The sequence below is a fragment of the Myxococcus eversor genome (assembly GCF_010894455.1).
GTDB lineage: Bacteria > Myxococcota > Myxococcia > Myxococcales > Myxococcaceae > Myxococcus > Myxococcus eversor.
On the sequence record NZ_JAAIXY010000006.1, the window covers coordinates 188718 to 211874 of the forward strand.

At 69.6% G+C, this 23157-nt stretch carries 19 protein-coding genes; 5 read left to right on the top strand and 14 right to left on the bottom strand.

What is annotated here, in order from left to right; translation table 11 throughout:
- Window positions 1-38 precede the first annotated feature (38 nt).
- Both G4D83_RS14340 and G4D83_RS14345 read left to right on the top strand, forming a co-directional pair.
- Window positions 39-2210, top strand: coding sequence for a LysM peptidoglycan-binding domain-containing protein (locus tag G4D83_RS14340; protein WP_240356325.1), 2172 nt, complete (start codon window positions 39-41; stop codon window positions 2208-2210).
- A 440-nt stretch (window positions 2211-2650) separates the two neighbouring features.
- Window positions 2651-3433, top strand: a complete 783-nt coding sequence (locus G4D83_RS14345; protein WP_240356326.1) for a L,D-transpeptidase family protein — start codon at window positions 2651-2653, stop codon at window positions 3431-3433.
- A gap of 3 nt (window positions 3434-3436) precedes the next feature.
- Here the strand turns inward: G4D83_RS14345 and G4D83_RS14350 are convergent, their stop codons facing one another.
- The 6 genes from G4D83_RS14350 to G4D83_RS14375 form a co-directional block, all read right to left on the bottom strand.
- Window positions 3437-5194, bottom strand: a complete 1758-nt coding sequence (locus G4D83_RS14350) for an ATP-binding protein (protein WP_163865301.1) — start codon at window positions 5192-5194, stop codon at window positions 3437-3439.
- 85 nt (window positions 5195-5279) lie between these two features.
- Window positions 5280-7913 (bottom strand): serine/threonine protein kinase, encoded by a 2634-nt coding sequence (locus G4D83_RS14355; RefSeq protein WP_163865302.1) that lies wholly within the window; start codon window positions 7911-7913, stop codon window positions 5280-5282.
- 121 nt (window positions 7914-8034) lie between these two features.
- Window positions 8035-8847: a hypothetical protein gene (locus G4D83_RS14360; RefSeq protein ID WP_163865303.1), complete on the bottom strand. Its 813-nt coding sequence runs from the start codon at window positions 8845-8847 to the stop codon at window positions 8035-8037.
- A complete protein-coding gene (locus G4D83_RS14365) occupies window positions 8844-10127 on the bottom strand; it encodes an ABC transporter permease (protein ID WP_163865304.1) in 1284 nt (427 codons plus the stop codon). The genes G4D83_RS14360 and G4D83_RS14365 overlap by 4 nt, the downstream gene beginning before the upstream one ends.
- Window positions 10124-10825: an ABC transporter ATP-binding protein gene (locus G4D83_RS14370; protein WP_163865305.1), complete on the bottom strand. Its 702-nt coding sequence runs from the start codon at window positions 10823-10825 to the stop codon at window positions 10124-10126. The genes G4D83_RS14365 and G4D83_RS14370 overlap by 4 nt, the downstream gene beginning before the upstream one ends.
- On the bottom strand, window positions 10822-12483 hold the full coding sequence (locus G4D83_RS14375) for a hypothetical protein (protein WP_163865306.1): 1662 nt from the start codon (window positions 12481-12483) through the stop codon (window positions 10822-10824). Before G4D83_RS14375 ends, G4D83_RS14370 begins: the two co-directional genes overlap by 4 nt.
- 287 nt (window positions 12484-12770) lie before the next feature.
- On the opposite strand from G4D83_RS14375, the gene G4D83_RS14380 reads away from it, so the two are divergent.
- Entirely contained in the window at window positions 12771-13034 is a 264-nt protein-coding gene (locus G4D83_RS14380) for a hypothetical protein (RefSeq protein ID WP_163865307.1), read from the top strand.
- 38 nt (window positions 13035-13072) lie between these two features.
- Here the strand turns inward: G4D83_RS14380 and G4D83_RS14385 are convergent, their stop codons facing one another.
- The 3 genes from G4D83_RS14385 to G4D83_RS14395 all read right to left on the bottom strand — a co-directional run bounded on the left by G4D83_RS14385 (window position 13073) and on the right by G4D83_RS14395 (window position 15888).
- Complete coding sequence (locus G4D83_RS14385; protein WP_163865505.1) at window positions 13073-13840, bottom strand: hypothetical protein; 768 nt, start codon at window positions 13838-13840, stop codon at window positions 13073-13075.
- A gap of 75 nt (window positions 13841-13915) precedes the next feature.
- Window positions 13916-15103 (bottom strand): ABC transporter substrate-binding protein, encoded by a 1188-nt coding sequence (locus tag G4D83_RS14390; RefSeq protein ID WP_163865308.1) that lies wholly within the window; start codon window positions 15101-15103, stop codon window positions 13916-13918.
- Between the two features lie 47 nt (window positions 15104-15150).
- The gene (locus tag G4D83_RS14395; protein WP_163865309.1) at window positions 15151-15888 is read right to left on the bottom strand and encodes a PspA/IM30 family protein; all 738 of its coding nucleotides are present in this window, start codon (window positions 15886-15888) and stop codon (window positions 15151-15153) included.
- Window positions 15889-16150: 262 nt separating this feature from the next.
- On the opposite strand from G4D83_RS14395, the gene G4D83_RS14400 reads away from it, so the two are divergent.
- Window positions 16151-17506 (top strand): sensor histidine kinase, encoded by a 1356-nt coding sequence (locus tag G4D83_RS14400; RefSeq protein WP_240356327.1) that lies wholly within the window; start codon window positions 16151-16153, stop codon window positions 17504-17506.
- 9 nt (window positions 17507-17515) lie between these two features.
- Here the strand turns inward: G4D83_RS14400 and G4D83_RS14405 are convergent, their stop codons facing one another.
- From G4D83_RS14405 to G4D83_RS14425, 5 genes are all read right to left on the bottom strand, one after another.
- Entirely contained in the window at window positions 17516-18856 is a 1341-nt protein-coding gene (locus G4D83_RS14405) for a 5'-deoxyadenosine deaminase (protein WP_163865311.1), read from the bottom strand.
- Between the two features lie 16 nt (window positions 18857-18872).
- Window positions 18873-19277, bottom strand: a complete 405-nt coding sequence (locus G4D83_RS14410; RefSeq protein WP_163865312.1) for a cytidine deaminase — start codon at window positions 19275-19277, stop codon at window positions 18873-18875.
- Between the two features lie 31 nt (window positions 19278-19308).
- On the bottom strand, window positions 19309-19674 hold the full coding sequence (locus G4D83_RS14415) for a PilZ domain-containing protein (protein WP_163865313.1): 366 nt from the start codon (window positions 19672-19674) through the stop codon (window positions 19309-19311).
- A gap of 368 nt (window positions 19675-20042) precedes the next feature.
- The gene (locus G4D83_RS14420; protein ID WP_163865314.1) at window positions 20043-20453 is read right to left on the bottom strand and encodes an SET domain-containing protein-lysine N-methyltransferase; all 411 of its coding nucleotides are present in this window, start codon (window positions 20451-20453) and stop codon (window positions 20043-20045) included.
- An 80-nt stretch (window positions 20454-20533) separates the two neighbouring features.
- Window positions 20534-21838 (bottom strand): thymidine phosphorylase, encoded by a 1305-nt coding sequence (locus G4D83_RS14425; RefSeq protein WP_163865315.1) that lies wholly within the window; start codon window positions 21836-21838, stop codon window positions 20534-20536.
- Window positions 21839-21916: 78 nt separating this feature from the next.
- On the opposite strand from G4D83_RS14425, the gene G4D83_RS14430 reads away from it, so the two are divergent.
- Window positions 21917-23110 (top strand): BMP family lipoprotein, encoded by a 1194-nt coding sequence (locus tag G4D83_RS14430; RefSeq protein WP_163865316.1) that lies wholly within the window; start codon window positions 21917-21919, stop codon window positions 23108-23110.
- Window positions 23111-23157 lie beyond the last annotated feature (47 nt).

Here is a 23157-nt window from a genome sequence, read left to right on the forward strand (position 1 = left end):
TGGCCTCGCTCCCCAACTCGGAGGGAGTGCCACCACCCATGCCCCCGCCACCGCCGGGCATGCGCGTGCTCGCCGCGGAGGAGACTCGGGCCATGGCCACCGCTCCTTCGGTGGTGAAGGACACGCTGCCCACCTCGGGCGGCGCCGTGACGAAGAGCGAGCCCGTGCCTCCTCCGAGCACCGGTGCCGCGAAGACCGAGGGCTCCGCCTCCTCGCCTGCCGTGGGCTCCACGGCCCAGGTCGTCGCGCCTCCGGGCGTGGGCACCGCCGCGACGCCGGCCCCGAGCAACACGGTGAAGGCCCCCGCCTCCACGGGTGCGGGCGAGACCAAGGCTTCCGTCGCGGGCAATGTGGCGGCTGAAGACGACAAGGCTGATGGCGACGGGCCAGACGCCGACGACAAGCGCGCGGGAGCGAACGGCGCGGACGCGGAGGACCCGGACGACGAGCCCGAGGCCACGCGTGAGATGGTGGAGTCCGAGTCCGCGGAGCTGGAGGAGTTGCGCGCGCTGGAAGGCGCGACGTTGGACCCGGCGGCGCGGCCGAGCGCGGAGGTGATGCAGTCCCTGCGTCGCCTGGGGCTCGCGAACCCGCTGCGCATGCGGATGCTGGACGCGCTGGAGGAGCCCACCTTCCGCGAGGACGACACGCCAGAGCAGCTGCCGCTCATCACCAACCTGGCTGCGTTCGACGTGGGGTTGATTCAGGACCGCTACGACATCCCGGTGGAGATGCAGCCGCTGGTGGCGCAGTACATCCAGTTCTTCCAGGGGCCCGGACGGCGCTGGTTCCGCAAGTGGATGTCCCGCTCAGCGCGCTACCTGCCGGTGATGCAGCCGATTTTGGAGAAGCACGGCCTGCCTCGGGACACGGTGTACCTGGCGATGATTGAGAGCGGCTTCTCCGCGCACGCGTACTCGTGGGCGCACGCGTCCGGCCCGTGGCAGTTCATCTCCAGCACCGGCAAGCAGTACGGCCTCAAGCAGGACTTCTGGGTGGACGAGCGCAGGGACCCCATCAAGGCGACGGGCGCCGCGGCGACGTACCTCAAGGACCTCTACAGGGAGCTGGGCCACTGGTACCTGGCCTGGGCGGGCTACAACACGGGCTCCGGCCGGGTGCGGCGCATGGTGGAGCGCCACGGCACGAAGGACTTCTGGGTGCTGTCGGAGGAGAAGGGCCTGGCGAAGGAGACGAAGCACTACGTGCCCAAGCTCATCGCCGCCGCGCTGGTGGCGAAGAACCCGTCGGCGTTCGGCTTCTCCGAGCAGGAGTTCGACTACGAGCAGCCGCTCGAGTTCGACGTGGTGGAGCTGACGGACGCGACGGACCTGGACGTGGTTGCGCGCGCGGCGGGGGTGAACATCCAGGACGTGCAGGACCTGAACCCGGAGCTGAAGCGCTGGTGCACGCCTCCGGCGACCGCGAAGAACCCCTACAAGCTTCGGTTGCCCACGGGCTCGTCGCCCCGGTTCGTGGAGGGCTTCAAGAAGCTCTCTCCGGCCGAGCGACTGACGTTCCGGGTGCACACCGTGAAGCGGGGCGACACGCTGTCTCAAATCGCGGAGCGCTACGGCACGGCGTCGGAGGCCATCCTCCAGATGAACCGGCTCAAGAGCGCGCGGACGTTGAAGCTCGGCACGGACCTGGTGATTCCGGTGCCGGCGAGCAAGGCGGGCCCCACCGGTGGCGGCGCGTTGGCGAGCAAGGTGGCGCAGGCCCGCCGCAATGGCGTGGTGGTGCACCGTCCCGAGGACGAGGTGCCCGCGGGCACACCGAAGGGGCCCGTGGCCGCCGGCCCGGTGAAGACGGAGACGCTCAACGGACGCAAGCGCGTGACGTATGGCGTGCAGTCCGGCGACAGCCTCTGGGTCATCGCCACGAAGTTCAACGTGTCGGTGGATGACCTGAAGAAGTGGAACAACCTCCGGCGGCGCAACCCGACGTTGCAGGTGGGCTCGTTGGTGTACGTGTGGCCCGAGGGCACGTCCCAGGTGCAGGAGCGCGCGGGCACGGTGGTGATGGCGAAGCAGGTGGCCGCGAACGTGGGGAAGCCAGGTGGCAAGGTGCACGCGCTGGCCGAGGGCGAGACGCTCTGGTCCGTGGCGCAGCGCTACGGCGTCACCGTCGAGGACATCATGCGGTGGAACAACATCAAGGACCACCGGACCCTCCCCACGGGGAAGGTGCTCTCACTGAGCGCGCCGTGAGCCTTCGCGCGAGGACGTCTTCGGACGTCCCCATGTCGGGCGAGTGATTTGCAAACGGGCCGGGGATGACCTTGCCCATTTCGCGGAACGACTCGCTCGCCCTTCCCTTCTCACTCGACGCCAACGACGTCGCCCTCCCGAGCGAGGCAGGCCTCGGATGGGCTCACACGCATCCTCCGTCACGGGCCCGCGACAACGTCCTGGAGACCGCACCGCGCATCCAGGTCTCGCGACTCCCGTCCCACGAAGCGCGGACGGCTCAACGTGGCCCTGAGGCCGACAGGCTCGCCCACGGAATCACGGGGCCGAACGTTCTGGAGCCCGCTTCGATATCACTCGGCACACCCACGCGCCCTACCACCTCGCGCGGCGATGGTCCGGCTCCCGCGCAGCCCACCTCCGTGAGCGCCTGGGGCAGCTCCTCCTGGCCACCCGCCCCCTTGGCGCAACCACTCGCCAACGCCCATTTCACCGGCCTGCCCCAACTCGCGGACGTGGCCTCGGGCCAGGCAGTCCTCGGCCCGGGCTCACGAGGTGGCGGCCCGCGCGCGGTGCAGACGGCGTTGTTGAACATGGGCTTCGCCCTCCACGGCGGCGCGGACGGAGAGTTCGGCCCCCAGACGGCGCGCGCCCTGCGCAATTTCCAGGTGCACGCGGGCCGCGACTTTCCCACCGTCAAACCCACGGGCGTACTCGACACCGCCACACTGCGCGCCCTGGACGCGCTCGCGCCCGAGCCCGGCACGAAGGGCCAGTCCCAGGGAATTCCTCCCGCCGTCTACGACGGGCAGCCCGTGCGCGTCGTCGTCGCGCTGCGCGAGCACCGCACGTTCCTCTACGACAACGAGGGGCGCCTCGTGGACATCTTCCCGAACGCCTCGGGCACCACCGCCACGCCCACGCGCGCGGGCCTCAAGGTCGTCCGAGCCCGGCTGGACCAGGCCGCCGCCGAGGCAGCCGGGGCGCGCCTGTGGAACGACAGACACGTCTTCGGCACGCGCATCCTCGATTTGTCCTGGGCCGACGGGCGGCACTCCGCCGAGGAGCTTCACGGAACCAACGCCCCCGCCCTGCTCGGCGGGGATGTGTCCCATGGCTGCATCCGTCACTCGAACGAGGCCATCGTCGTGCTCCACGACGCGCTCTCCGCGGGAGACCGCGTGGCCATCGTGGAGCACGTGGACGACCCGCACCTGGGTGGCGCCCTGGTGCCGGTCTCCTGAGTGCTACCCCTCCTCGAGCAGCGCCTTCAGCTCCCGCACGCGGCGGGTGATGACGTCGCGATCCACCGAGCGGTAGACCTCCGGCAACAGCTCCCGGCTGGTGCACTCCTGCACGGCCACGAGGTTCTGGAGCTCGATTTCCAGCGGGTAGCTGGGAGGCACGAAGTCCGCCAGCACCGCGGCCAGGTCCTCCTTCGCCACGGACTCGCGGCCCTCCGCCAGCGCGCGGAACTTCGAGCGCACCATGACGGCCTCGATATCCGCGCCGCTGAAGGCCCGAATCCCCTCCGGAATCATCTTGGAGAAGGAGTCGATGCCCTCCACGGACACGCCCGTCTTCTTGGACATGACCTGGAACAGCTCGTCCCGCTCCGCGTCCGTCTGCGGATAGAAGAGCGCCAGGTGCTCCTCAGCGCGGCCTTGTCGCTTGAGGTCGATGGGCAGCAGGTCCGGCCGCGCCGTCATCAGGAACCAGACAATCTTGCCGCGGTACTGCGTGTTGCCCATGAAGGAGGCAATGGAGCCGAACACGCGGCTGCTCGTCCCGGAGTCCCCGCCCGAGTCACGGTTGCCGAGGAAGGTGTCCGCCTCGTCAATCATCACCGCCACCGGCCACAGCGCCTTGAGGAGGTTGAAGATCTTCTCGAGGTTCGCCTCGGTGACGCCCTGCCACTGGCTGCGGAAGTTCAGGAACTTCACCACCGGGATTCCAATCTCCCCGGCGAAGCAGCTCACCATGAACGTCTTGCCCGTGCCCACCGGGCCCGAAAGCAGGTAGCCCATGGGCATGACCTCGATGCGCCCCTTCTTCAGGGCCGAGGCCGCCTGCCGCAGCATCTGCTTCGCCTTGGCATGTCCCGCCACCGCGTCCAGCGTGTGCGAGGGCTCGATGAACTCCAGCAGGCCGTGGCACTCCGCCTGGATGATCTCCTTCTTCTTCTCCTTGAGCAGGTCGGAGGTGATGCGAATCTCCCGCTCCAGCGCCTCCGTCAGCACGCGGTCCAGGTTGATGCGCGACAGGCCGGCCGTCATCTTCGCCAGGCCCGCCAGCGGCACGTCCGACAGCGACTGGAGCCGCTTGCCCTCCAGTTTGTAGCGCACGTACTCCAGCCGCTCCTCCTCGGTCGGAAGCGGCAGCTCAATCGGCGCCACGTACGGGTTGCGGGAGATGCGCGGAGAGATGTCCGCCAGGTTCTCCGCCAGCAGCACCACGGACACGTCGCCCGCGAGGAACTGCGGGTCGTGCGCCCACTTGTCCAGCGTGGCCAGCACGAAGCGGTCCTCGGACGACAGGTGGGAAATCTCGCCGCCCGGCACCAGCGTCTCCGCGAAGTCGATGATGAGCGCCAGCGAGCGCCCCTCGCTCAGCCGCATCCGCAGGAAGTTCTCCAGAATCTGGAGCGCGCGGCCCGGGTCTCTCGGCATCACCTTCGAGTAGTCCGTGCCGTACATCGCGTCATAGCCGGCCATCGTCCGCGCCAAGTCCTTCTGCGTCTCCGGCGTGGCCGAGCGGATGCCCGACGAGCGGTCGTAGAAGAGGACGTGGTCTCGCCCGCCGAACAGCTCCTCGGAGAGGAAGGTCTTCAGCGTGCCGAAGCCCCGCCCGCCGTCCTCCAACTGGAGCGGCTGGAGGTCCCTCACCGCCCCGAAGAGCAGGAAGGTGCTCACCGTCTTCGTGTAGTACTTGCGGGCCAGTTGCTGCGCCCAACGGGGGAGGTCCGCCAGCGGATCTTCCTTGTGAACCTTGCGCACCTTGCTCACGGACACACGCCTCCTGTCGCTCCTCCGGACGGGGAGCAGACGCACCCGCTTCCCACGAGGGAAGCGGGGCTCGATTTCAGGGAATCTAACGGCAGCGGGGCTGACGCTTGAGGGAAACCGTCGCCGTGGCGATGGATTCTCCGGACTCCGGCGCGGGCACGTCCACCTCCGCGTCGTTGTGGCACTTCAGCTTCAGCGTGAGCTGGCGCACGCTCGGATTCACCAACACCGTGGCGGGCGTCTCTCCCAGCTCCTGGCCGTTCGCGAAGATGACGGCGCCCGCGGGCTTGGAGTCGATCTTCACCGACACCTTGGACACCACGGGCTCCAGCTTCAGCGACACCTCGAAGGGACCATCACCCGTCAGGGGCACCCGCTTGGACGCCGGCTTGTGCTGCGGCGCGCTGATCTCCACCACCCACTCCTGCCCGGAGATGGGGACACCCTTGATGAACGCATCCGAGGCGCCCTGCGCCCGGACCACCTTGCCGTCCACCTTCACCTGGGCATCCGACGGCTGGGTGACGAGCACCAGTGACGCGGTGCGCACCAGACTCTCCAGGGCGACCTCCACCGGCTCCACGCCCTTGCCGCTGTTGACCTGGAGGGTCCGCGTGAAGGTCTTGTAGCCCTCCGCGCTCACCGTGACCATGACCTGCCCGGCCGTCACCTCGCGCAGGAGCGTGGTGCCGGTGCCCTCCACGGGGATGGGCTGGGTGTCCAACGTCACCTGCATCCGGCCACGCACCTCGGGAGGGACGCGCTGGAGGTCCAGCATGACGTAGCCAACCCCGGGCCGGCTCGCCATCCACCCCACGACACCGAGCAGCAGGACCGCGGCCACGCCGACAATCGCGTAGAGCACCCGCTTGTCCAGGCCCCGTCGGCCCAGCGCGGGCACGGCGGCGGTCGGATGGTCCTCCTGCTCGTAGTCCTCCTCCTGCTCGACATGGCGAGGCGGAGGCGGTCGCGGCGGAGTTCCCGCGCCGAGCATGGGGGGCGGACGCGAGTGGCCGCCCTGCAGCCCCTCCGACAGCGCCGCGCGGGAGACGCCCTGCGACACGTCCGGAGGCAGCGCCGAGCGCGGAATCCCCTGGGAGACGTCCGGCGAGGGCCCTTCCCGGACGATGCGGGGCAGCCCATCACCACCAGCGCCACGGCTGCCACGCGGTCCTGGCGCCGAGTTGGCGACCTCCGAGGGCATCAGCGTGGGCACCGTCACCGAGGGACGGGCCGGCGCGCCCGCGGGCATCAGCACGGGCATGGACGGAAGGGAGTTCCGGGGAGGCGCCTGCGGCGGGATGACGGCCGTCTTGCCCGTGGTGGGCTCGTCGTCCTCGTCGTCCGACTGCTTCGGGTTGCGCGACTCCAGCGGAGTGACGGCGCGGCCCACGGCCGCTCCCGGCTGGGTCGTCGGCTCCGGCCGCTCGTCGAAGACGTGGTCGCTGGACACCAGTTGCGTGGCCTGGACCTCGTCCTCCTTCGGCGCGGGCGCGGCGGTGGCCGCCGTCAGCCGGGGCAGCGCGGCCAGCGTGGGCGAGCGCCGCACGCCGGTGGGGGACACGGAGCCCATCGTCGCGGTGGACCGGGGCGCGCCCATGGGCTGCACCACGGGCACCGCCTGCGGGGGCGGAGCCGAGGGGGCCGCCGCGGGCATGGCCATCATCCCGCCGGAGCCACCCGTGCTGAAGCCCGTGGCCGCCTCCAGCGCGGCGAGCATGCCGTCGGGAGGACGGATGTCGGCGTACTCGGACAGGCGCTGCCGCTCGCGCTCCACTTCCTCCGCGAAGGTGGACTTCATGTACTGCATGAGGTCCTTGCGGCCGAAGATGGTCTCGCTGGTGATGAGGAAGCGCTGCAGGTCGTCGCCCAGCTCGCTGGCGTACTGGTAGCGCTCGTCCACGTCCTTGGCGAGCGCGCGCATGACGATCTTCTCCAGCACCTCCGGGATGCGCCGGTTGAACGTGGACGGCGGCGGCACCTCCGCCTTGCGCACCTTCTCCAGCACGCTGAAGTCGCTGTCGCCCACGAAGAGCCGCTCGCCCGTGAGCATCTCGTAGAGACACACTCCGATGGCGAACACGTCCGAGCGCCGGTCCAACGGCAGGCCGCGGATCTGCTCCGGGCTCATGTAGCCGAACTTGCCCTTGAGGATGCCCGCCTGCGTCTTGGTCGCCTTGCCCGCCGCCTTGGCGATGCCGAAGTCGATGACCTTGACCTCGCCCTCGAAGGAGATGAGGACGTTCTGCGGCGAGATGTCGCGGTGGACGATGTTCATGTCCCGCCCCATCCCGTCCTTCTTCCGGTGGGCGTAGTCCAGGCCCTCGCACATCTTGGACAGGCAGAAGGCCACCAGCGGCACCGGCGCGGGCTCACCCTTCTTCCGGCAGCGGTCGAAGATGGCCCGCATGTCCTTGCCGGGGATGTACTCCATCGAGATGAAGTAGCTGCTGACGATCTGCCCCAGCTCGTAGATCTGCGCGATGTTGGCGTGGCTCAGCTGGACGCTGATCTTCGCCTCATCGATGAACATCGAGATGAACTCTTCGTCCTCCGCGATGTTCGGCAGGATGCGCTTGATGGCCACGAGCCGCTCGAAGCCGCTCGCGCCGAACTGCTTGCCGCGCCACACCTCCGCCATGCCGCCGATGTTGACGCGGTCCAGTAGGAGGTACTTCCCGAATGGGATGGGCTGACGCTTCGGTTGAGAGGTCGTCACGTGGGGGAGGGTCCGTTCAATGGGAGCCTAGCGATCGCCCCTCTGTAGGGTCAACCACACGGAGACCCTCACGCGCTCTCCAGGCAGGCAGGCAACAGGCACGTAGCAGCGCCAATTTTTCTCAAGGTTGAAGACTGGAGGTTCCCCCGTCGGTGCCGCCCTCGGCCGTGGGGGCCGGGGCATCCCGGAACGCCGCCCCGGACTCGGCCGCTGCATCCCGGAACGCCTGGCCCGGCTCGGCCGGGTCCTCCTCGGCGATGGCCGGCTGGACCAGCAGGAAGCGCACCTTGCCCTCGGCGGAGAGCAGCTCCGGCGCCCCGAAGCGCTTCTCCGCGGAGAGGCCCACCAGCGTCACCCAGGCGCCCTTGCGCTCGGGGGCGACGCAGTACAACAGCGTCCCGGGACGGACGCCTGGGGCATCGCGTACCGGGCCCTCGCAGTCCTTTCGGACCTGGAGGGCATAGGCCGTCAGTGGCTCCCCATGCACCAGGTAGGGCGGCCGGCCCAACTCCTCCAGCAGGGGCTGGAGCACCCGGGGGTCCTCGGCCACGGCGTCCTGGCTGGAAAGGGCCTGGGCCAGCTTGTGGAAGCGCTGGAGGCTCATGGACGCCATGTCCGTGGAGTCGATGGGGATGCGGCTCTCCGCGAGCACCAGGTCCGCGAAGAGCGCGCCGACGAGGACGATGGGCAGGAGCCGGAAGCCCTTGAAGCCCTCCACCTTGCCTTGCACCAGGCCCACGACGGCGACCGCCGTCGCCATGGCGGCCAGCGCCAGCACCACCGAGGGGCGGATGGGCGAGGGCAGCTCCACGAGGGCGGAGACATCGGCGGTACGAGCGCGCAGTGCGTCGGCCAGGTCTCCTCCGTAAATCCAGGTGATGGCGGCCAGGCTGAGCACATTGCCCAGCAGCGTCTTTCGGGAGGGGAGCGTCATCCAGCGAGCGTCCGTGCGGGGTCGGTGGCGGCGGCGCGGCGGCTGGGGAAGTACGCCCCGGCCAGCGCGGCCAGGAGTCCCAGCACCACCCCACCCAGCACCACCGGCCAGGGAAAGGAGAAGAAGCTGTCGGGCTTGAACGGGAAGTTGGGCAGGTAGCCCGCGGCGAAGCGGTTGACGCCCAGGGACGCGAGGAGCGCCACCCCGGTGCCGATGGCCCCGCCGGCCAGGCCCACCACGGCGGACTCGGCCAGGACGATGGCCCGGATGTCGGAGCGAGACGCGCCCACGGCCTGCATCACGCCAATCTCCTTGGCGCGCGCGCGCACCGAGGCCGACAGCGCGTGGGCGATGTTCACCGCCGCCAGGATGCAGATGAGGATGGACAAGAGCGCCAGCGCGGAGGTCGTCAGCGCGACGGCCGCGCCCGTGTTCTCCGCCATGCGGCGCTCCTGGTCATCGATTTCCAGGCCCATGGCCTTCACCGCGTCCACCAGCGCGGGCACCTTGGACGGGTCCGTGGCGACGAGGGTGACACCGGTGAAGGTGTCCGCGTCCACGCCCGCCTCGCGGTTGATGCGCATGGCCGTCTCCAGGGGAATGGTGATGCCGGCGAACATGGCCCGGTCCGACGCGCCCACCACCTGCGTCTGCACGGAACGGCTGGGTCCCGTCGCGGAGTTCGCCGACACGTAGGAGCGGTTGAACTCCACCGGGAAGCCGAAGCCGACAATCATGTTGGCGGAGAGCTGCGGCAGCTTGCGCGCCGGGGCGAACGTCTTGTTGTACAGCTCCAGGAGCCTCGTGGAGACGAGCACCGGAATCGGCTGTCCCTCGCCCGGGTCCTTGAACTCGCCCATCTGCGTGTCGCCCTTCACCAGAGACGGCTCCACGCCCATCGCCAGCACCTCCATGCCCATGCGCAGCTTGGTGCCGAAGAAGGCGCCGTCGTAGCGAGTCACCGCCGGCACGCGCACGTTCATCTTCCGGTGCGCCGCCTCCACGCCGGGCAGCGAGCGCAGGCGCTCCACCGCCTCCGCATCCAGCTTGCCGCCGCCCAGGAGCGAGCCCAGCGACACCGCCGCGGGCACCACGTCCACCATGCGCGCGTCGTTGGGGAAGATCTTCTCGCGGATGACCTGGCCCACGCCCAGGCCCAGGCCGATGAAGAACACCAGCGTGCCCACGCCCATGGCCACGCCGAACGCGGAGAAGAAGGCGCCCCGGCGCTCGCGCGCGAGGCTCAGTCGTACCAGTCGGGACAGCGCGTCCAGCCTCACGGGGCACCTCCCAGGACCGAGCGCTCCGTGGCGCGCTCCTCCACGAGCTTGCCCTCCTTGAGCCGCAACACCCGTCGCGCGGCGACGCTCATCCGCTCCTCGTGCGTGACGGCGAGCACGGTGAGCCCCTCGCGGTGCAGCTCACGGAAGAGCTGGATGACGCCGTCGCCGGTGTTCGCATCCAGGTTGCCGGTGGGCTCGTCGCACAGGAGCAGCCGGGGTCCGCCGTAGAGGGCGCGGGCGATGGCCACGCGCTGACGCTCTCCACCGGACAGGCGCACCGGGGCGCGGTCCTTCTTCGCGCCCAGGCCCACGCGCTCCAGCAGGGCCTCCGCGCGCTTGACGGCATCCGCGGTGCGCGGGCCGAAGTACGAGGGCAGCAGCACATTCTCCAACGCGGACAGGTTGGGGATGAGGTGGAAGGACTGGAAGACGAAGCCCACGTGCGTGTTGCGGAAGCGCGCCAGGTCCTTGTCCTTCAGGCCCCCGAGCGTCACCCCGCCCACCTTCACCTCGCCCCGGTAGTCGACATCCAGGCCGCCCAACAGGTGCAGCAGCGTGGACTTGCCGCTGCCGGACGGGCCCACCACGGCGACGAAGTCCCCGGCTTCCACGTCCAGGGACATCGAATCGAGCACCCGCACCCGGGTGCCATCTCCATCCAGATATTCCTTGGTGACGTCTCGAGCGTGAATCACGGAGTGGCCGGCTGGGTCGTGGTGGAAGACGGCGAGGTGGGGGTGAGGCGCAGGGACATCTCCGCCTGGAGCGCGCGCTCCTTGCGCGACACGGACAGCGTCACGGCGCGCAGGTCATCGGTGGCCTCCAGCCAGCGCACGGTGGTGGCCTTGATGGCGAAGCCGCCAATGCCCCAGGCCTCCGACGGCAGGTTCTTCACCGAGTCCGCCAGCCGGCGCAAATCCAGCACCGCGCTGAACGCGGCGTCCTGGCCCACGTCCTTCAGGTCCGAGGACAGCGGCCCTTCGCCGGCCTTCGCCGCGAGGGTGGCGAGCGAGGCTTCGAGTTGCGACTGGGGCGAGGCCACCAGCAGCTTGCCGTTGGGGCCGAGCGCGAAGTGGGCACCCTCCCCCGCGCGATACGTCGTGAGGTAGACGCGCTGGCCACCCTTCAGCTCAGCGGCCTCCACCTTGGCGCCGAAGTCGCTGGAGAGCTGCGGAAGCTTCTCCAGGAGGGCCTGCGTCCGCGCGGCGTCCTCCAACTCCGACAGGGCCACGAGATTCACGAAGCGGAACGGGTTGGTGCGGCGCAAGTCGAGCGCGGGCATGCCGGAGCCGAGCTGCACCTTGGGCGACAGCGACAGGGCCAGCACCGTGCCCGGCTTGAAGTTGTCGAGCACCTCCGCCTTCACGTCGAGCCCGCTCTTCTGCACCGCGCGCGTCAGGTAGTCGCCCACGAGGTAGGGCCACACGCCGTCGAGCTGGGACGGGTCGCCCCGGAAGCGCGCCACGAAGAAGCTGTCAGGGGGCAGGAAGCCACGCAGGTCCACCGCGTCCTTCACGGCGTCCAACGCGGCCAGCGACTCCTTCGTGTCCGGCCACGGCGCATCCGCGTGGACGGTGACGGAGCGATCGTCGATGAGGCCGGTCAGCGTGAGCCCCTGCACGGTACCGGCGGGGAGCAGCAGGCCGGTGCCGCCCGGGAGGAACACGTGGAAGTCTCGCTTCGACGGCAGGCGCTGGAGGGACGCGGCCAGGATGGGCTCCTTCGCGAGCGACTTGTCCTCGGTCTGACTGGCCAGGGGGCGCAGCGCCGCGACGGAGGGCCCCACGCCCAGGAGCGCGAACTTGCCGCCGTCGATGAAGAGCAGACCCAGCGCCGCGTCCGTGGAGCCCGGACGGCTGAAGGTGACGAGCTTGCCGCCCGCGCCACTCTCCTCCTTCTTCTCGGAGGCTCCCAGTCGGGTGCGCGCGAAGCCGGCGAACGTCGCCTCGAGCTTCTCCGCGTCCTTGACGCCCACGACGGAGACGGCGCGATTGCCGCCGAGGAAGGCCGCGCCGGCGCCGAGTTCGGGAGCGAGGCCCGCGGCCTCCAGGGCCTGACGGCTGCGCAGGTCGACGCCCACCTGACGCATCACCGCGTTCACATAGCCCTCCGCCGAGGAGAAGCTCTGGAGCTGGGCGGCGAAGGAGGCGACCTTCAGGTTCTGGAAGCGCGCCAGCTTCTCTCCGAGCGCTCCCAGGTCGTGGATGACGACGGAGGCTTGTGCATCGCGAGGCAGGTAGCGCGCGGGGCCGGAGGCCGTAGGCGCGACGGGCCCCTCGTCCTTGCCACAGCGTGAGCAGCCCGCGATGGCGAGCACGAGGAGGAGGGTCGGAAGCCAGGCTCGGCGGAACATGGCGGCAGGACAGGACGGCTGGGCCGGAGAGTCAATGTATTCCTGTGCGGGGCGTACGTCCGCCTCCCGGCCAAGGGACCCGGATGATGGGCAGGCAACTTCGCGGGAGAGACACGGCCCGCCAGAGCGTCTCCGCGAGGTGAGCCGACGCCATTCAGTCAGCGAGTCGCACCGCGGCATTGCCAATCTGACGGGTTCAGACGGGCCCCTTCATGGAGTCCCGCCACGGAAGAGCAAGGGCACGGCACTTGAAACACAAGCGGCGCCCTTCCCTGCCATGGAGCCCCATGACGCTATTCGAGTTGGCAGTGATTCTGGGTGCCCTCGGGGGCGCCCTCTTCGGAGCCATCTTCGGGTGGCGAATCCATCCCGCCGTCAGCCTCGTGGGCCTCTTCGTCGGCGGAGGGCTGGGCATCTTCACCTGCCAGGCACTGCTCATGTTGGCCTTCGCCGTCCTCATCTTCGTGGAGGAGGGTCCGCGAAGAGTCATCGCACTCTGGAAGAAGCTCCTTCCTCCGCGAGACGGAGGAAGGGACGAGCAGCCACCCTGAGACTCAACTCAACTCAGGAGGAGTTCGGCGATGCCGCGTCAGCGCACCCGAGAGCCATGCGGCAGCGGGCCGCGCGTCTCCTCGGTGAACTCCAGGAACTGCTCCATCTGCCGCACGGACTCGTCGGTGGCCTCGGCCTCCGCGCTCAGCATGGTGAGCTGCCGATTCACCACTTCCGGGTCCCGGATGGCAATCGATTGCTCGTGCGTCAGCCGCATCATGTCCTCGATGCCTGCGAGCTGGTGGCTGACCACTTCCCTGCTCTCGCTCGCCTGTTCGAAGCGCGCCAGCCGCTTGCGCAGGATATCCACCCGGTTCTGCTTCACGTCCTTCAGCCGGGGGTTCGTCTCGCGCGCCACGTCCTCTTCCAGCTCGCGCACGTCCTTCTCGAGATTCCCCCGGTCGGAGCTGTTGAGGTACGAGCGGTACTGGTTCAGCGTGGAGATGAGCCGCAGGAACGACGTCAGCAACGCGTCCAGCCGAGGCTCGCTGTCCGACTCCAGCACCTTGCCGCCCGGCAGCTTGCGGTAGTTGGCGAGAATCTTCTCCTTGAGCCCGACGAGCTGCTGGTAGTGCTCGCGCTGCGACGGAGCCAGGTCCGCCAGGAGCGAGTCCACCGCCTTGCGCGCGGCCTCCGGGTCCGTCTGCTCGCGCGAGCGGATGGCCCGCTGGAAGCGCGGCATCGACGAGAAGAGGCCCAGGTACAGCCCCTCCAGCCCGAGCGCCAGCAAGGCGGGCAACGGCTCGCCCGTCATCGCGGCGGAGGCGGCGGCCGTGCCCAACCCCACCAGGTTGGCCGGCAGCATGAATGCGGCCTTGATGTAGTTCGGCGACTTCTTCGCCACGTCCGACCTCCCCTTCCCGGCGCCCAGTCAATGGCTTCAGGGACCGCGCGCCTCCGACACGTACTTCAACGCTCCCAGGTCCCTCGTATCCTCCGCGAGTGGCACCTGGGGTCCCTGCTTGAGCTTCTGGAAGAGCGCGGCGGCGCTCTGGTACAGCTCGTCATAGGTGACCGGCGCCTCGCCGGAAAGGCCGAAGAACGCTCGATTGTCCGCCAGTGTCGCCGGCGGCGCGCTGCGGATGGCCTCAATCGGGTCACCCAGGTACGGCGCCACCTCGCCCAGCATCCGAGCCCCCGCCGTCGGGTCCTTCAGCACGCTCTGCCCCGCGTCCAGCATCCCTCGCAGCACCCGCCTCACCGCGTCCGGATAGCGCGCCGCGAAGTCACCCCGCGCCACCAGCACCGTGGCCACCAGGTGCGGCGCGTCCGCCGTCGTCGCGAGCACCGCCCCACCCCGGTCCTTCGCCGCCAGCTCCACGTCGCCCCACAGCCCCACCACCGCGTCCACCCGGCCCTCGCGCAGCGCCCGACCGGCGTCCAACGTGGAGGGCAGGTCCACCCAGCGCACGTCCGTCGTCCGCAGCCCCGCTCGCGCCAGCACCCACAGCGCGAAGTAGTGCGTGGAGCTGAAGGGGTAGACGCCCACGCGCTTGCCTCGCAGGCTCGCCAGGTCCGTCACACCCACCGCCGCGAGCGCCTCCTGCCCCCGGCTGCGCCCCGCCAGCAATATCGTTCTGGGTGCCGCGTCTCGCAGCCCCGGCGCCCAGGACGCCAGCCGGTCCACCGACAGCATGGCCATGTCCACGCCGCCGTTCTCCGCGCCAATGGCCAAGGCCTGCCGCAGCTCCTCCTCACGGCCGAAGAGCACCGCCCGCGCGTCCAGCGCATAGGCCGTCTTCAAGAAGCCCTGCGCCGCGTTGGGAGGCGCCGCCGGGTTGTCCAGCGTCGTCGCGCCACCCGCCGCGACGAGCAGCCCGGCCGCGGAGCCTCGCGGCGTGAAGCCGATGAGCACCGGCCGCAGCGGCACGGACGCCACGTCCGCCACCGGCGCGGACACGCCCGCGGGAAAGTCTCCGGGAGACAGGCGCACCGCCTCGCGCACGGAGGGGAAGAAGCGCGCCTGGAGCGTGTCCAGGTATCCCATGCGGGACGCGAGCACCCAGCTCGCGCCCAGCACGCACAGGAACAAGAAGAGAAAGAGACCTGGCCCACGGTGGAGCTTCATCCGTCAGTTCCCAGGTCTCTTCCCTTCATCGTGTCAACCGCCAGGGCCTACTCGACCCCGACCTTCTTGCCGATGGTCTTCCCCGTCTGTCCGCTCACGTCCGACACCGGGGCGGGGCTCTCCATCAGCCCCATCTCCATCTTGAACTGCTTCACCAGTTCGTTGGCCTGGATCTTCTCGGCCTCTTCTTCAATCTGCGCGGACTGGTGGTCCACCGACTCGAGCGCCATCTGCATGCGCGCCTCGTTCACGGCGGTGCGCTCCTCCACCTTGCGCAGCATCTCGTCGTGCGTCGAGTCGATGCCGGCGACGGTGAAGGACTCCATCGTGTCGGCCACCTTGGCCTGCCACTTGGCGCGCCGCGCGTCACGGATGGCCGTCATCGCCTCCGCCGTCTTCTTGTCCTTCTCCCGCATGAACGCCTTCTTGACGTTCAGCGCCTTCTCATACGCGAGCCGCGCCGTCTCCAGCTGCGCCTCGTTGCGCTCCAGCGCGTCCTTCTCCACCTGGAGCTTCGTCGCGTACTGCGCCGCCAGGTCGTCACGACCGGCCTGGATGGCGGCCTTCACCTTGGCCGTCAGCCCGCGCACGTCGTCCTTGTACTTGCTGTTCTCCTTCTCCAGCAGCGTCACGTTCGCCCGGACCATGGCGATGGACTCGTTCATCTTCGGGACCTGGTCGTTCAGGTCACGGATGTTCTGCTCGAGAATGAGCTCCGGATCCTCGATGGAGGAGACGAAGAAGCCCGCGAAGCTGCGCAACGCCCTCTTGAGTCTGTCCCACATGTCGCCGGTCTACCTCCGTCCAGACCTACTCGCAGTCACCTTACACGAACTCAGGGGGGAGCAAGCAGCCGCATCCGCCCCTCTGATCAGTGCTACGCGAACTCACCTAAGGCGATTGCCGACCACCCACAAGTCCCATCGTGCCTCCCCGCTCGGACACCTCGGGTAGCAGCCCGCGAGCCGTCCCCTGGTGGGCCTCCCTCAGCGGGGACTTGCCCTGATGCCGGGAAGCAGGGAAAACCGTCCCTGCGTGGACAGTGCGTTGGGTTGGACCCACTCCTCCTTCGATGAGTCGCTGGCGCGGGCGGTGGACGCCCAGCGACGAAGCGTGCTGGGCACGGGGGCGGCGGTGCGCCTCGTCGGCGCGCTGATCTTCCTGCTCGTCACCACGGCGCTGTGGCTGAGCGGCGGCGAGGACTGGCGCCCCTACCCGCTCCTGCTGGCCCCCTATGTGGGCGTGGCCACCATCCTCTTCGTCGTGAGGAACCGCCCGGAGGCGAGCTGGCTGGGCATCGTCCAGTCCCCCGTGGACGTCGCCCTCGTCTACGGCCTGCAGCACCTGGCCCTCCCCATCTCCCCCTTTCCGGCCGGGGTGGCGGGCTTCAGCCTGGGCCTGTTCGCCCTGGTCGTGACGCTCAGCGGGCTCGCCCTTCGCCCCACCGTCGTCTACGGCACCGCCGCGCTGTCGTCGGTGGCCCAGGCGGCGTTGATGCGCGAGGCCGGCGTGGGCTGGGGCGCCGTGGTCATCGCCGTCGTCACCCTGCTGATGGTCGCCGCGGTGAAGCACTACGGCACCGGGCGGCTGCGCACGCTCGCGGGGGCCCTCACCCGCGTGGAAGTGGACAGTGCCCTGGAGGCCCGCCGCTTCCAGGAAGTCGATGAGGCCCGGCGCATCATCGCGAGGATGCTCGACGAGGAGCACGCGAAGAACGACGAGCTCCGGGCGCTCCAGCGCGACAAGGAGCTGCTGACGCAGTTCCTCGTACACGACTTGCGCTCGCCCCTGTCGGCGCTGACCATGACGCTGGCCTGGATGGAGCAGGAGCTTCCCGAGGGCCACCTCCACGAGTCCGCTCGCACGGGCCTGGCCGTCACCGCGCGCCTGGACCGGATGCTCACGGACTTGATGGACGTGACGCGGATGGAGCAGGGCCGGCTGGCGCCCCGCAAGGTGCCGCTCGACATGGGCCGCCTGCTGGAGGAGGTGCGCGGTTCGATGGAGAACGTGGGCCGCGCCCGCAAGCTCACCCTGGATGTCGTCACGCCCCGGGCGCTGGCGCTGCAAGGAGACCAGGAGCTGCTCTACCGCGTGGTGGAGAACCTGGCCACCAATGCGCTCCGCTATGCGCCCACGGGCGGCCGCGTGCGGCTGGAGGGCGGCATCGATGAGCGGGGCCCCTGGCTCGCGGTGCGCAACGATGGCCCGCCGGTTCCCGAGGACCTGCGCGCGCGCCTCTTCGACAAGTACGTGCAGGGCGACCAGGAGCGAGACAACCGGCGGGGCTACGGCCTGGGGCTGTACTTCTCCCGGCTGGCCGTGGAGGCCCACGGAGGCAGGCTCTCCTTGGAGGACGCTCCCGACTGGCCCACGTCCTTCGTGGTGCGGCTGCCCGCCTGAGCCGTCGACTCAGCCGCGGGCACGCTGCCGGCGGCGGAGGATGCGCTCGACGTTGGAGCGGGCGCTCGCCATCACCGACGACGCGTCCAGCGTGGTGAGCACGCCGTCCTTCAACACCGGCTTGCCGTCGATGAAGACGTGCGTCACGTCGCTGCCGCGCGCGGAGTGCACCAGCGGCGCCAGGACGTCCTCGGATGACGGGCCACAATGCAGGCCGCTCACGTCCACCACGGTGATATCGGCGCGCTTGCCCAGCTCGAGCGAGCCCACCTCGTCCTCCAGGCCGAGCGCCCGGGCGCCGTTCAGCGTGGCCATCTCCAGCACGCGCATGGGCGTCATCGCGCGAGGCCCCACGCGCGGGTTGTGCAGCACCGCCGCCAGCCGCATCTCGTTGAAGATATCGAGCGTGTTGTTGCAGGGCGCGCCATCCGCGCCCAACGCCACCGTCACGCCCGCCTCCAGCAGCTCCGGCACCTTGGCGATGCCCGAGGCGAGCTTGAGGTTGGAGCCAGGGCAGTGACACACCACGGTGTTCGTCTCACGGATGAGCTCCTGCTCCTCCGCGGACAGCCACACGCAGTGGGCCAGCGTCACGTGCCGCCCCGTCAGCCCCAGCGTGTGGAAGAAGTCGACGTTGTCCCGGCCGCCCGAGTACTGGCGCACCGCGTCCGTCTCCTTCGCGTTCTCACTGGCGTGGGTGTGGATGCGCACGTTGTGCTCGCGCGACAGCTTCGCCACCTCGCGCATCAGCTCCGGCGTGCAGGACAGCACGAAGCGGGGCGCGAAGGCGTAGCGCAGCCGGCCCTCGTGCGTGCCGTGCCATTTCTCCAGCAGCGCCAGGCTGTGGGCCAGCGACTCGGCGGTGGACTCGCGCAGCCCGTCGGGCACGTTGGCGCCCGCGTCCATCATCGCCTTGCCGCCCACCAGCCGGAAGCCCGAGTCCCGCGCGGACTCGAAGACGGCGTCGTAGTGGTGCACGCTGCCCATGTCGAGCGCGGCCGTGGAGCCCGAGCGGATGAGCTCCGCGAAGGTCAGGTCCGCCGAGGCGCGCATCGAAGCCGCGTCGTGGGACGCCTCGAAGGGCCAGATGCGCTCGCGAAGCCAGTCGAGCAGCTCCATGCCATCCGCGCGTCCCCGGAACAGCGTCTGACAGGCGTGCAGGTGGCCATGGATGAGGCCCGGCAGCACCACCTTCCCCGCCATGTCCATGACTCGTCGCGTGCCACGGGCCTTCAGGCCCCGGCCCACCTTCGCGATGCGCCCGTCCTGCACGAGGACGTCCGCGCCCACGAGCACCTCGCGCTCGCGGTTCATCGTCACCACGGTGCCGCCAGTCAGAAGCAGATCCACGGGTGCTCAGGCTCTCTTAGAGGAAGTCCTTGGTGAAGGCGTGCGGCAGCAGCTCGCCCAGGGAATAGCGCGCCTCGTCCCCACGAGGGGTGCGGCTGCGCACCTGCATCCGCGACGGACCGAACTCAGCCATCACCTGACGGCACATGCCGCACGGAGGAACGGGCGTGTCCGAGTCGGCCACGACAGCCACCGCCACGGGCTGGGAGCGGCCCTGCGCCACGCCCGCGGCGAAGGCATTGCGCTCCGCGCACACGGTGAGGCCGTAGGTGGCGTTCTCCACGTTGCAGCCGGCCATCACCGAGCCATCCGCGTACAGAATCGCGGCGCCCACCGGGAAGCGGGAGTATGGCACGTGCGCCCGCTCGCGCACCCGGGTGGCCTCTTCGAACAGCCGCTCCCAGGGAATCTCATCCGCCATGTCGCCGCCTTCCGAGGTGACGGGGTGGGTCTCAGCGAGGTTCGCCCTGGAGTCGCATGTCGTCCAGGTGACGGGCGATGGCCAGCTCCGCCTCCACTGGCAGGTCCTCGAAGCGCACGTGGGCGGCGGGGCCTTGCGGGCCGTCCGTCACGTGGAGCACCTCGCCCCTGGCTTCCACTTCGTCGGGGAGGATGGGCAGCGTGAAGCGCACCTCCACCTTCGCGCCCGCCTCCAGCCCGGGGCCATTCCAGGCGCAGCCGCCCAGGGACAGGTCCCCATCCCGCGCCTCGAAGTCCGCCGAGCTGCCCGCCCGGCGCACCTTCAGGCGCATGGGAATCCGGGGGGAGTCGCGCCGGTCCTCGGCCTTGTCGCTCATCGAGTTGTTCCTCTCGGCCATCGCCGTTCCAGTCCTGACGCTCATGCCCGTACCACGGTCGGAAGCGCCTGGGAGGTGGCCCGCCCACGAGTCCACGCGCGCGGCTCACCCGGCCCCGCCAGCGGGGCATCGTCCGGGAAGTCGAAGCCCATCCTCGGCTCCCACTCCCAGGCCCCCCGGCGAACGGCCACGGCCGCCTCCGTCACGTGTTCATGAAGCACCATCCGCCGCCCATCATACGCTTGCCCACCCGCCAGGGAGGCGCCGAATTTCAACCCCCGGACGGGTTCGCCCGGGAATGTCCTGTACCAGGAGTGCGCCCCATTGCCGCCGCGCGTCGAACCCGGCGGGCCCAGGGCCCGTTCACGCCCCGGGGTGCGCCGGAGGACTCAAGGGGGGACGTCCTCGTTCCGGGTGTCCCACCACTCCTCGCCGTAGCTGATGAAGATCTGCTCGCCGGGGTGGATGTCCCGCAGGGCGTAGAAGGTGAAGATGTCGCGGTCCGCCGCCCGGTAGTACGCGGCGGTGGGCTCCTTCGCGTGGTTGTAGAGCATGCCGTAGCCCAGCACGAGCGCGACCCAGTCCCCCGCGGGCTGCTGCTCTCGCTCGCCCCAGCGAATCTGGAAGACGTAGTCGTCGAGCGGGGGATGCCGCGTGTGCTTCTGCAGCATCTTGAGGTAGCGACACTCCTCGATGAGTTCGCCCGCCTTGATGAATTCATCGGTGAAGACGCCGAAGCCCCACTCGCAGGGCCGGACCTTCACTCCCGGATGGAGATACAGCGCTTCGCCCGTGTTCATGCGTCCCTGCCGCCGTTGGGACCGGAAAGATGCCGCGTTCCGGGGCGGAGGTGAAGAACAGAGCGAAGCGCCGAGCCGCCCTACTCCACCCGCTCGCGCACCAGCGGACGGGGCGCGGGGGCGGCATCGCCGAAGTGGTATGCGGCCACCAGGCGGGCCTTCACTCCCTCCACCGGGGCCTCGTCGTTGTAGTGCACGCGCACCACGGGCTCGCCCTTCGTCACCGCTTCGCCCGTCTTCTTCAGGAGGGTGAAGCCCACGGCGGGGTCGATCTTGCTGTCCACCCGCTGACGTCCGGCGCCGAGCGCCACGCCCGCCAGGCCCACGCCCTCCGTGTCGATGCCCGTCACGTACCCATCCCGGGGCGCCACCACGTCCACCGTGGAGCGAGCCTGGGGCAACAGCGAGTAGTCGTCGATGGAGCGCGGGTCTCCCCCCTGCGACAGGACGATCTCCTTCAGCTTGCGCAGCGCGCTGCCGTCCTCCACGGACTTGCGCAGCTTCTCGCGCGCCTCGTCCACGGTGGCTGCCTTCTTGCCGAGCACCAGCATCTCCGCCGTCAGCGCGTAGGTGATTTCGGTGTAGTCGTCCGGGGCCTCGCCGCGGAGCATGTCCACCGCCTCCATCACCTCCAGCGCGTTGCCCACCTTGCGCCCGAGCGGCTGGTCCATGTCCGTCAGCAGCGCGACGACCTTGCGCCCCATCTCCGCGCCCAGGCCAATCATCGTCCGGGCCAGCGTGCGGGCGTCCTCGTCGCGCTTCATGAACGCGCCGCTGCCCACCTTCACGTCCAGCACCAGCGCGTCGATGCCCTCCGCCAGCTTCTTGCTCATGATGGAGGACGCAATCAGCGGGATGCAGTCCACCGTCGCCGTCACATCACGCAGCGCGTAGAGCTTCTTGTCCGCGGGCGCCACCTGCGCCGTCTGGCCAATCAGGCAGCAGCCGACCTCGCGGACCAGCCGACGGTACTCGGCCGTCGACAGGTTCACATTGAAGCCGGGGATGGACTCCAGCTTGTCCAGCGTCCCGCCCGTGTGGCCCAGGCCCCGGCCCGAAATCATCGGCACCGGCACCCCGCACGCCGCGGCCAGGGGGGCCAGGCTGAGCGACACCTTGTCGCCCACGCCGCCCGTCGAATGCTTGTCCACCTTCACGGCCGGGGTGTCGGACAGGTCCAGCACCTCGCCGGATTCGAGCATGGCGCGCGCCCAGGCGCCCAGCTCCCGGGAATCCATCCCCCGGAAGAAGACGGCCATGCACATGGCCGCCATCTGATAGTCCGCCACCGTCCCCGCCGTATACGCCTGGATGAATGAGCGGATGTCCGCCGGCTCCAGCCGGCCTCCATCCCGCTTCGACTTGATGAGCTCGTAGGGTTGCACGGGAACTGCCCATACCAGGAACCTGGGCCCCCATGCACTTCCGCGAAAGGCGCCGCCGCATCTGGTAGATAGCCAGCCATGACGCTTCGCCTTCAGGTCCTCGCCCTCACGGCGCTCCTCTGCGCCTGTTCCAAGCAGAAGGAAGAGACGCCCCCCTCCGGCGCTCCGGCCCCCGCCTCCGCTCAGCAGGAGGCGAAGAAGCCCATCCCCGTGGGCCTCGTCATCGACGTGGGCGGCCGGGGTGATCACTCGTTCAACGATGCCGCGCTGCGAGGCCTGGAGCTGTGGGCCGCCGGCAAGCGTTACGAGGGCGGCAAGTACGTGGACGCCACGCCGGACGACGTGCGCAAGTCCCTGCCGGGCCACCTGGCCTCCATTGCCTCCACCCTCCAGCCCCTGCCCATCCAGCCCGTCGTCCTCCAGAGCAAGGCCCAGGAGGACTACATCCCCAACCTCCAGCTCCTCGTGGACCGGGGCACCCAGCTCACCATCGGCAACGGCTACATGCTGGCCAACGCCGTGCGCACGTCGGCCCAGGAGAACCCCCAGGCCCGCTTCCTGCTCATCGACAGCCAGGTGCTGGATGCCCAGGGCAAGACGCTGCGGCTGCCCAACGTGCGCACCGTCCTCTTCAAGGAGCACGAGGGCAGCTTCCTCGTCGGCGCGCTCGCGGGCCTCGTCACGAAGACGAACAAGGTGGGCTTCGTGGGCGGCATCGAGGTGCCCCTCATCCAGCGCTTCGAGGTCGGCTACCGCGCCGGCGTGAAGACGACGAAGCCCGAGGCCGCCCAGGCCCTGATGTCCGTGTACACCGGCAGCTTCAACGACATGGCCGCGGGCAAGCAGGTGGCGCAGGACCTCATCGCCAAGGGCGCGGACGTCATCTTCCACGCTGCGGGCTCGGACGGCATCGGCGTCATCCAGGCGGTGAAGGAGGCGCGCGCGGCCGGCAAGAACGTGTACGCCATCGGCGTGGACTCGGACCAGTCGCACGTGGCGCCGGAGGCCATCCTCACCTCCATGCTGAAGCACACGGACCTGGTCGTGTACCAGGCCGCCAAGGACCTGGTGGACGGCAAGTTCACCGCCACCGAGCTGCTGCTGGGCCTCAAGGAGAACGCGGTGGCCATGGCCGAGGTGCGCGTGGACTTCCCCGGCAAGGCGGAGGCGCTCCAGAAGGTGGAGGGGCTGCGCCAGCGCGTCATCTCCGGACAGCTCCAGGTGCCTTCCGTCCCGGCGGACCTCGCCACCTTCCAGGCCGCCGCGCCCTGATCTCCCTCCGACACATCCAGAAGCGGTTCGGCGCCGTCAACGCGCTG